This is a genomic window from Okeania sp. SIO2B3 (assembly GCF_010672525.1).
In the GTDB taxonomy this organism is placed as follows: Bacteria; Cyanobacteriota; Cyanobacteriia; order Cyanobacteriales; family Microcoleaceae; genus Okeania.
In genome coordinates, this window is sequence record NZ_JAAHGH010000163.1 from 1 (window position 1) to 10047 (window position 10047).

Annotated in this window: 7 protein-coding genes; 4 read left to right on the forward strand and 3 right to left on the reverse strand. The window is 41.4% G+C overall.

Annotation, left to right across the window (positions count from 1 at the left end; all coding sequences use genetic code 11):
* Positions 1-77 precede the first annotated feature (77 nt).
* Positions 78-752 carry a M12 family metallopeptidase gene (locus tag F6K15_RS36075; protein WP_293070656.1) on the reverse strand — a complete coding sequence of 225 codons (675 nt, stop codon included), beginning with the start codon at positions 750-752 and terminating at the stop codon, positions 78-80.
* Positions 753-1659: 907 nt separating this feature from the next.
* Here F6K15_RS36075 and F6K15_RS36080 point away from each other — a divergent pair.
* The 4 genes from F6K15_RS36080 to F6K15_RS36095 all read left to right on the forward strand — a co-directional run bounded on the left by F6K15_RS36080 (position 1660) and on the right by F6K15_RS36095 (position 9426).
* Complete coding sequence (locus F6K15_RS36080; protein ID WP_293070658.1) at positions 1660-3045, forward strand: AAA-like domain-containing protein; 1386 nt, start codon at positions 1660-1662, stop codon at positions 3043-3045.
* Positions 3046-4694: 1649 nt separating this feature from the next.
* Positions 4695-5852: an RNA polymerase sigma factor gene (locus F6K15_RS36085; RefSeq protein WP_293070660.1), complete on the forward strand. Its 1158-nt coding sequence runs from the start codon at positions 4695-4697 to the stop codon at positions 5850-5852.
* 877 nt (positions 5853-6729) lie between these two features.
* Positions 6730-8010: a glycosyl hydrolase family 18 protein gene (locus tag F6K15_RS36090; protein ID WP_293070662.1), complete on the forward strand. Its 1281-nt coding sequence runs from the start codon at positions 6730-6732 to the stop codon at positions 8008-8010.
* An 834-nt stretch (positions 8011-8844) separates the two neighbouring features.
* Entirely contained in the window at positions 8845-9426 is a 582-nt protein-coding gene (locus tag F6K15_RS36095; protein ID WP_293070664.1) for a PLAT/LH2 domain-containing protein, read from the forward strand.
* A 250-nt stretch (positions 9427-9676) separates the two neighbouring features.
* Here F6K15_RS36095 and F6K15_RS36100 read toward each other — a convergent pair whose 3' ends face one another.
* Positions 9677-9802, reverse strand: a complete 126-nt coding sequence (locus F6K15_RS36100) for a hypothetical protein (protein WP_293070666.1) — start codon at positions 9800-9802, stop codon at positions 9677-9679.
* Positions 9789-10047: universal stress protein (locus F6K15_RS36105; RefSeq protein WP_293070667.1), on the reverse strand; the 259-nt coding region annotated here is incomplete at its 5' end. The genes F6K15_RS36100 and F6K15_RS36105, both read right to left, overlap by 14 nt.

Consider the following 10047-nt stretch of genomic DNA (forward strand, 5'->3'; position numbering starts at 1 on the left):
ACGAATTGCGGAAACTCGTGCGCGGACGTGGAGGGAAGCGTTAGACTACCGCCAAGGAAGCAGCACCCTGTGAAACGTCAACCCGCCGAGGAGCTATGGCTTAGTAGGAATCCCCGCGCCTTTAGGCCGGGGAGGATGTCAAGCAGGATATTATATTCTATTGTCTCTGACAACCAATTGTTCGGAGGTCCACTTAAAGAAGCCCTAACTGCATCTTCATTCCACTGAATACCTGCTTTAGGGTTTTGATGCTCGTGTGGTAATGCTAGTGTATGTCCCACTTCGTGAAGTGCAGTTTCCTTACCATAGGCATCATCAGCTAAAGGCCAACCAAAATTCATAGTTCTTTGATTTAAAGGAATATTCAGCACATCAGTTCCCAGATAAGACCAAGACCCATCACCTTGTTGAAAACCAATGCGAACCTCTGCATCTGGGGGAAAATCAACCTCTTCAAACTCCAAGCCAATGCCTAGAGCTTTCCACTCCTTAAATGCCTCCCTCACGACTTGTTTATCGTCTTGCGAACCTGTCCACTTAGCCGGAGAGTTATGTCCTTTAGTATGGTCGAAAAAACAGTAATGAATTTTTGTTCCATTCACCCATGTTTTTTCAATAACCCGAATAATTTCAGCTCGAGTTGGATTAATGTTTCTGGGAAACTCTCTTTCTGGTACTTGTGGTAAAGTACAAAGTTTGATTTTTCCGTTACGGATATCTTCAGATGCTTGGCTTGCTCCTGTGATTTCCATATCTTACTCCTAATCGTGAAGTTAATGATTAAATTATCCTACAATTCATTACCCTGACTTTTCTGAATTTTGACAATTTTATATTTTAGATCAAATTGATCGAAGAATATTAGTGACTTATACTATTTCTTTTATAGAACCCATTTGAAATCTATTTAGGGTTTGGGTATGGAAAGTATGAGTGGTAGGGCTAGGAGACAGGAGACAGGAGACAGGAGACAGGATAAATGGGAATTATAGAGGAAATAGTAGAAAGAATCATAAGAGTGATTTTTCTGCCCAACTCTTGACCAAAATCCTAAGATTTTGAACCTGAGTCGCCTAAAACCTCGCACTTTTTGATACTTAAAAAGGCACTTACCTTGATCTGTAAAAACTTTGAGATTTAATCAGCAAGCCCTATTTAAAAAGAGATAGGGAGGTGGGGAGTATTTTTCAATCTTTTTCCCTTACCGAAAAATTGTGGGTATGCGCCTCCCCTTTTAAGGGGATAATAAAGAAAAATTTTCATCTCTTTGTCAATCCTCTTCTTTCAAGGAGAGGTAATTATTCATTATTCATTATTCATTATTCATTGTTGAAGCCTTCCCTCCACCTCCTGACTCCTGAGGACTGGAAAAAAAACTGAATCTCCGACTAAAGATACAGATCGGGGGTTTGCGGGATTATTAGTTCCCCTAGCGGGCGGTTTGTATTGGGCTAAAGCAACAAAATACGGTGCTCTAGTGGACTGTTTCATCTTAAATAGGGTTTGCGCTCATAAAGTCTTTTTGCTCTTTGTAGGAGACAACCCACCCGCGAGTCCCGACCGTGGAGGGGAAGAGCTGTGGTATGATTTATTTTCTATTGCCCAGAAAAAGAGTATTATTGCATGAAATACTATTTATACTTAGATAATAGCTAATATATGGAGAAAGAAGAAAATTTATACCCTATCAACTTAGATTTTGTTCTAAAAGCTATAAACCGCAAACTACTCGAAATTGATTGTCCTCCTCTAAATAATGTAGAAAGGATAATTCTCCAAGGCATCTGGAATTATAAAACCTATAATCTAGTAGCTCAAGAGGCAGGTTATAGCCCAGGTTATCTGAGCAATGTTGTAGCTCCTGAGTTATTTAGACGAATTTCTGATGTTCTGGGTCAGAAGGTGACAAAAAAAAACTGTCGGGCAAAGCTAAAAACATATCTTACCTCAAAAGCAACATCAAAAAAAACCATTCCCAGCCAAAATGCTACAACGCTGTCTTCTGATATTAGGCAAGTGATGTCACCAAGATTTCCTAGTGGAGCCATATCTCTAGATTCCCCATTTTATATACAACGATCTGATATTGAGAAGCAAGTATATGCAGAAATTGAGAAACCAGGGGCTTTGGTAAGGATCAAAGCCCCACAAGAAATGGGCAAAACCTCCCTGCTGCTGCGTGTTATCGACTATGCAAATCGTTTAGACTATCACATTGTTAACTTAGACTTACAACAGGTAGACCAAGATATTTTTAGTAATATTAATAGATTTTTACGCTGGTTTTGTGCTAATATTAGTCGCCAACTCAACATAGAATCAAGGTTAGATGGCTATTGGGATGAAGACATTGGGTGTAAAATTAGCTGCTCTCTCTACTTCCAGGACTATTTACTAGATTCAATTGAATCGCCCATACTTCTAGCTTTGGATGAAGTGAACCAGATTTTTGAGCATCCGGAAATAGCAAAGGACTTTTTTCCCTTGTTACGTTCGTGGTATGAGGATGCCAAAAGACACCCCATGTGGCAGAAATTGCGTTTAGTAGTAGTTCACTCAACTGAAATTTATGTGCCTCTAAACCTTAAACAGTCACCTTTCAATGTAGGGTTGCCAATCCAGCTACACAATTTTTCCTTGAAAGAAGTGGTAAAATTAGCTAAATTTTACAGACTTAATTGGACAGATGGAGATCAAGCAAATCTTTTGATGGCTATGACAGGAGGACATCCTGCTTTAGTACATCTTGCTATTTATCATCTTAGTCAGGGAAATATAACACTCACGGAGCTATTAAAAACGGCTCCTACATCGACGGGAATTTATTCGAGTCACTTGCAGCGTCATCAAGCAAAATTGCAAGATGAGCCGGAATTAGCGATCGCTTTGAGTACGGCTATACATACCACTGAACCTATATTACTAGAACCTATCTATGCTTACAAGTTAAACAGTATGGGGTTAGTGAAGTTAGATGGAAATAAAGCAGTTCTAAGTCATCAGTTGTATCGAGACTATTTCCGGCAAACATTAAAACCCATTTAACAGTATAACAACTCAATAGACAGTCAAAAATAGGTGATCGCTAAAAGTAGATAGCAAAAAACGGGCGATCGCTAAAAACAAGCAGTCAAAAATAGGTGATCGCTAAAAACAGACAGTCAAAAATAGGTAATTTTTCAATATTCGGGAGTTTCAAACACAGGATAAAAATGTTGGAGTTTGACTCTAGCATCGTCCGTCGAGAAATGCCAAATCTACCTGACTAGCAATTTGATTGCGCTCTTGATTCGATGCTGATAATTCTTGCTGTAACAGCTCAGTAGATAGTTGTATTCTATGTTAATGAAAACCGCTATAATCGACTATTTTAGGGTTTGCGTATGGAAAGTATTTTGGTAGGGGTAGGAGACAGGAGACAGGAGACAGGAGAAAACCCACCCCTAACCCTTCCCAGGAGGGGAAGACAGGAGAAATGGGTTCTATAGAGGAAGTAGTCGTAAAAATTGTCAGAGTGATTTTTCTGCCATAATCATCCCAAAATACTAGCATGCATGAGCTTGAGCGACCGAAAACCTTGCACTTTTTAAAGGCAAAAAAAGGCAGCAAACCAATATCTGTTAGTGCTTTGACATTTAATCAGCAAGCCCTATTTTAGCTGTGTCGGTCCAAGACCACCTATTTTTGACTGTCTATTGAAGAGCGATCGCCTGTTTTTTGCTATCTATTGAAGAGCGATCGCAAGTCTTGACAATAGTAACTTTTAGCTGGCTATTCTAATGCACCATTTTAGATGTATCGGTCCACTAGGAGGGGAAGGGTTAGGGGGGGATGGGAGCATTTTTCTACCTGCTTGGTGCGCGTTCCCTTGTATCTAGCCCGGACGCGGGGTCTGACCGCTTGCGTCTAAGGGGGCAAGGTCGCATCCGCTTTTGAGCCTATTCTCGTTCCTGAATTTCCACTGGCTCGTTCAGACTGAGAACCGCAGCCAAAAGTACATACCACTCTGCTATATAACTAAAGCCTTCTTCCCTCTTCATTTCCGCTATATGAGAAATTATATGAGGTTTATATGAGAAATTATATGAGTTTTATAGGTTGTGCATTTGTTTAGTAAAAGTTATCTTAATAATGTAGCTGAGAAAAATACCAAAAAGGAGTATTTTATATTTGCAACTATATTTTTGTCAAAGGCAACAAGGGACATAAAATCTAGATAATTTTTAGCTGATGGTGCGTTACATCACTTTTACACCGAGTAATTGTCGCTGTCTAACGCATTCTACTGGACCGACACAGCTAAAATGGTGTGTTAGATGGGAGATAGGGAGATCAAGACACCTAGAAACAAAAATAAGAGTGCACAGTTTTAGGTGTGCCACTCTACTCCACTACAATACTACAATATATCGCCCTTTACCAAGCTGTGCTTTTTCCTGTGGAATGCTGCGCAAACACGTCGCGAAGCAAAGTACTATAGCACTACGCATTAACATTAGGACAGCTAAGAAACTTCAAAACATTACAGTTAAAAGTTTTGACTTTAGCTGAATACTGAATGCTTATAGCTATATCTCAGTTAGAGGTTTGCAAACACATTTTTTTGTAGCGAACGAAAAATTATCGTAGGCGCTACTTATGGGGTTTTTGCGTGAATTTTCCTGACAATGAGAGGCTTTTTACCTTAATTATTAATGATTATTATAACTACCGCTACAGCAAGTACAAGACGACATTTAACAGACAACACTTTAATTGAGAGTGACAGTTCCGATATAATCTCTCAGTTTTGGCAACAATGGCAAGAAAGTCAAGACCAACTTTATCGCTGCTGTCTCAAGATGATGAATTCTAACCAAGCGGATGCGGAGGATGCTCTAAGTAGGGCAATGCTGAAAGCTTGGGATAAAGTGCAAAAGTTCGGGGGTGAAATTGCTAATTTAAAAGCTTGGTTGTATCAGGTGACTCGTAATTTTTGTCTCGATATTGTCAGAGAACGTTCTCGGGGTGCTGCTGGTGTGGAAAGTATTGAATGGGTGGGTAATACTGAGGAAATAAGTAGCGCAGCAACAGTGGAATGTCCGGAGTCTGTTTTGGAAAAAGAGGAGAGGTCTGTTGAGATACGAAAGGCGATCGCTGAATTACCGGAAAGGTTGCGGGAGACTTTTGTTTTACATTTGTATCAAGAGCTTGCGCATCAAGAAATAGCCCAAGAGCAAGGGATATCCTACGACAATGTATGCAAGCGCATATCCCAGGCGCGGAAAATTCTCAAACAGAAATTGAGTGGTTATTTTATTGGGCAAGAGGGGGAGGTTGGCCTGAAAGAGTCGGCGCGACCTCGCGAGATTACCTCAACCCCGAAAGTAGAGTTGGTCTGCGAGGTGGTGGCAGAAAAAACACAGGCAGCTGAAGGTTTGCTGGAAGCAACGGATGGGGAAGGGGAGCAAATCTCAGAACCGACCCGAGAGACTGAGGAGCGATCGCCAGAGTGCAGACAGCTTGTTTTGTGCTCGACAGGGGATGAGAAATTGAAGGAGCCAGAAGAGGCGATCGCTGATAATCCTGATTCGATTGGCCAGAGAAAAATTCGCGAGGGTGATCGGTTGCTGTCATATCCAGATATGGCTCAAAAGCAAGAGATTTCCTATCCTCATGGACGCCAGCGCGGATCGAGACTCCAAGAGGCTGTGTTATCCGTAGAGGCAATTACTCCAGTTTTGGTTTCGGCTCAGTATTCTGTTTTGTGGGAGATGCTGGAGCTTTTGTGCTGGCAGGGGCGGATAAATAGTGGAGGTTTTACAGAAGTAAAATCTCGGCCATCTACGAGTAGGCAGATCGATTCAAGCTAAATACGGGCAATAGGTTTTCAGTCGATAATTATAATGTCAGGATACCTATAACTTGAGAACGCACTGTTTGACAAAATAGGCAATGGCCAGGACTTAGGCATTGCCTCTAAATTATTTGTGCAATCTGGGATGGGGCGATCGCCAGGGTGGAACTCAATATTTGCATGTGTATCTGTAGGGGCGAAGCATTTGGGTGAAAAATAATGCTTTGCCTGTGGAAAAGTGATGCACCGGTGATAGATGACAATATGCACCGGTGTAAAGATTTCGTTTGCGCTCGATCACTTTCATAGTCCTGACTAGCATTCTTACTGCAAGTGCGATCGTCGGTGAAATTTAGGCAGGAGTTTGTCCATAACCTCTCATTGTGCTAGTGGTAGCAAGCACTACTTCTTGGGGGAGCACTCAAGAAGTAGTGATTTGAGCAGGGTAGCCAAGAGGTAATAAGGGAAAAGTGTTGCCATAGTGCCTATTGAATGCAAACCTCCAAATGCTCAAACACTACTTGTGAACTACTACCGAAAAAAAAATTCAGGAATATGCATCCCAGAGCGTCTTAATAGTAGAAGGACGAGTTCAGCATTCGTGCAGTCAGAATTCGCCTTTGAGAATCGTCTTATTTGTAGAATCGGGCTATTGAAGACCATATAGCTTAAAGCTATTTCAGCTAGCTAATGGGTGATATCCAATGATTCTAATCGCTCTACTACCAAGATACTTCTCCAAAAATACCGATTTGAGAACGGTAGCATCAGGGTTTGAGAACCTTTACTGGAGATGTCCAAGGAAGAAAATCAGCATTTGCTTGCTGGTAATTTTCCTAGTAGTAGCGCTCGTATAAACATTACCAAAGAACAAATCTAGGAATTTGAAAAAAATGATGGGATTAAATCTGAGAAAGATCCTCTCTCTCCTACTTGTCATTCCCTTGACACTCTTGACTTTTGTTCCTAGTAGCTATGCGCTAGGAAACCCAAATATCGTCGAGTACGTTGATGGTATACCAAATTATTGGCCACCAGGGGTAGCCGTGGATGATATTCTCGAAACTAAGGGCAATATCAATGAATTGATCGTTGCTTTTTGGACGGAGTCAGTGCCAATCGGCGGTTCTGCAGCAGAATGGATTCGTGGCGAGAATGGCGCCTTTGGCAATACTGAAGTAGCTGTTCAACGTTTTCACGATGCCGGGATCACAGTTTTGATTGGTGCTGGCGGCGCAAATGAAGCACCCGTGACCGATAATCCTGAAGATGGGAGAAGGTATGGAGAGGCAGTTGGACAATTTGCCCTAGATTACAACTTTGATGGAGTTGATTTTGACATAGAAAACTTTGCAGTTGGTCGCCCTGATACCACATCTGAATGGTTAGCAGAAGCAACCCGAGCAGTCAAAGCTGTTTATCCAGAAGCAATTGTTACTCATGCTCCCCAAGCACCCTATTTCCAAAAAACAGAGAATCCAAACGCTTCCTATGGCTATCTGGAACTGAACGAGAAAGCTGGGGATCTAATAGATTCCTACAACATTCAGTTTTACAACCAAGGAAACACAGCTTATGATACCTATGAGCAACTTTTCCTAAATTCTGGCCTTGATGCTCCGGAGACTTCTGTTAAGCAAATCCACGAGAATGGAGTTCCGCTAGAAAAGATTATCATTGGTAAGCCAATTTCAGAAGATGATGTATTCAACACCGGCTACATCCCTCCAGAAACAATAGCCGAATTTATCTCTCAGGGGATTTCTGATGGACTAGAGCCTGGTGGCGTCATGGGTTGGCAGTGGAAGTCCGACTATGATATGCAGCAGCAAGGTGAAGAAGCTTGGAGCGAAGTCGTCTCATCACCTTGGGGCTTGAATTCTTTGGCAGCTAAAAGTGTAAGTATCCCTAAAGGATATGACAAGTACATCGTTAAACCCGCAGAGACCGTAATATGTCCTCGAAATAAAAGAGCAACTTGGGACTTGACTGGTGGGGCTGGTACGAAAGGAGGATTTGATTTAAGCTTGGATCATGGTGCTCACTTGAAAGCTACGGTGGTAGATAGCACCAGCCTTCCTGATTTTGTGTTTGAAGGTGATTGGGAACATTATCTTGAATTTACGAACACCGGCAACACTGATTGGGATCTAGATTGTCTATCTGCGTCATAGACCTATAAACATCGCAGGTTGCAAGCTAACTGAAAGTTATAAGGAAATAACAAAAGCAAAAGAATGGTTTTCTCGCTCATCGATACTCCTCTGTTAATGGGGTGATTGCGAGACCACTCCAAGAACAGAATCGACAATAGCTAGAATTGGAGAGATGCTTGAAAAATAGACAGGCTCCATGAAACCAACTTTTAACTAATTTAGACTAACGGCGATCGCATTGAGGAATACGATCGCTTTTTTCAATCCGCTACACAATGTACTTAACTCCCACATCAATAAGAGATGTCTTGGAGCAAACTGGCAGCCCTCAGCTCGGTAATTCGAGTGAAAATATTGGCCCTCGACCAGATCTCCGAGCAGCAATGAACAGTATAGGGATTCCATTTAAGAGACGAGCAAGAAAATAAAGTACCGATAAAAAAGCAGGGGGGAACGGAGAACGGTTGGTAACGCCCCCTAAGAAGATTGGTACTTTAATAAGAGGAATTTGAAAAAGTACCTTTTGATATAGAGGCAAGAGGTCATTTCAGTTATCAGTTATCAGTACCTCTAGTTAAAGTCAGAGGCTTGAAATATTGAACTTTATTTTTTTTCATCCCCTTGAAAGGGGAGGCGATTGACCTTAATTTTTTTGTCATAGGGGGAAACTGTTGCAATAGTGCTTGTTGAATGCAAGCTTCCAAATCCTCAAACACTACTTGTGAAATACTACCGAAAAAAAATTCAGGAATAGGTATCCCAGATCGTCTTAATAATAGAGAAGGACGGGTTCAGCATTCGTGCAGTGGCCAATTCCTTTAAGGTTATGCTCTTATTGTGCAAGGCATACTTTTGTCTAACTCTACTTTTGTCCAATTACTGAAAAACGAAGAAACAAAAATGAAAAATTTGATATCCCGAATATTTGTAGGAGCAATTTGTGCAACACTTGCAGTTTTCCTATTTGTGGCTTCACCTGGAAATGTGCTAGCAGCTACATATACTGTCACAACACAAACGGGCGATGTTAAAAACGGGGGAACTAATGCTGACGTATTTATCAATATTTCTGGAAAAGATGGCAATGAAACAGGTGCTATAGAACTTGATAATTCATCGAATAATTTCGAGCGCGGCGAACCAGATATTTTTTCAATCAGCGGCGACGATGTCGGCGAGATTACAGGAGTGGAGATGTCTATAGATGGGAGTAATGCATGGTATGTAGAAGACGTCACAGTTGAGAAGAATAACAGTGGTCTGACATACCGTTTTGAGTGTGATTTGTGGATGAGCAGCAATTCAAACGAAGGTGAACAAAAACACGATTGTCCTCTTGTGGGGTCTCAAGCACAAAGCACACAAACGCTTTTTACTTTTCCTTTGGAAGTTCAAGTTCCTTTTGAAATTCAAGTGAAGATCAACCGGAAATAGGTACTGTTATATAGAACCCGGTTAAATACTTATCGTATCTACAGAAGGAAGGCATAGGGAAGAAGGCAGCTATGCTGAAGGGAAAGAATAAGGTGAGAAGGTATAAAGTTTTTCATCAACTAGTTATCCGGATTCCATCTCTCAAGTCATTGGATAAATGCCTGATAGCTGAAACCTTTCTGCTTCTGCAAAAGATACCTTGGGCGGGAGATGCAAAGGCTTGGTGATCTGTTGGGGGCGATAGTCCCGATCAGACTCCAGGGAACTGCCGAAAACCAGTAAAAACTAAGTACAATAATTCCCATATCCACCAACGGCGATCATCTGACTCAGTGTGACTCGCCGTTTTTTTTCCTACACAACTACATTTTTTCAACCACTACCACAGGAATTAAACTCTTTTCCAAAACTGTTTGAGAAATGGAACCAACTAACACATTCTCCCATAAACGATCCCCTCTTTTCCCCATAACTATTTCTGCTACTCCATACTGTTGTGCAACAGAAATTATTTCCTCCGATACCACTCCCGCAACAGTTACAAACCGATACCGAATATCTGCCAAAAGTTGCTTTGTTTGCTGCCGCAGTTGCGCAATACTTTCCTCATCCTCAGACTGA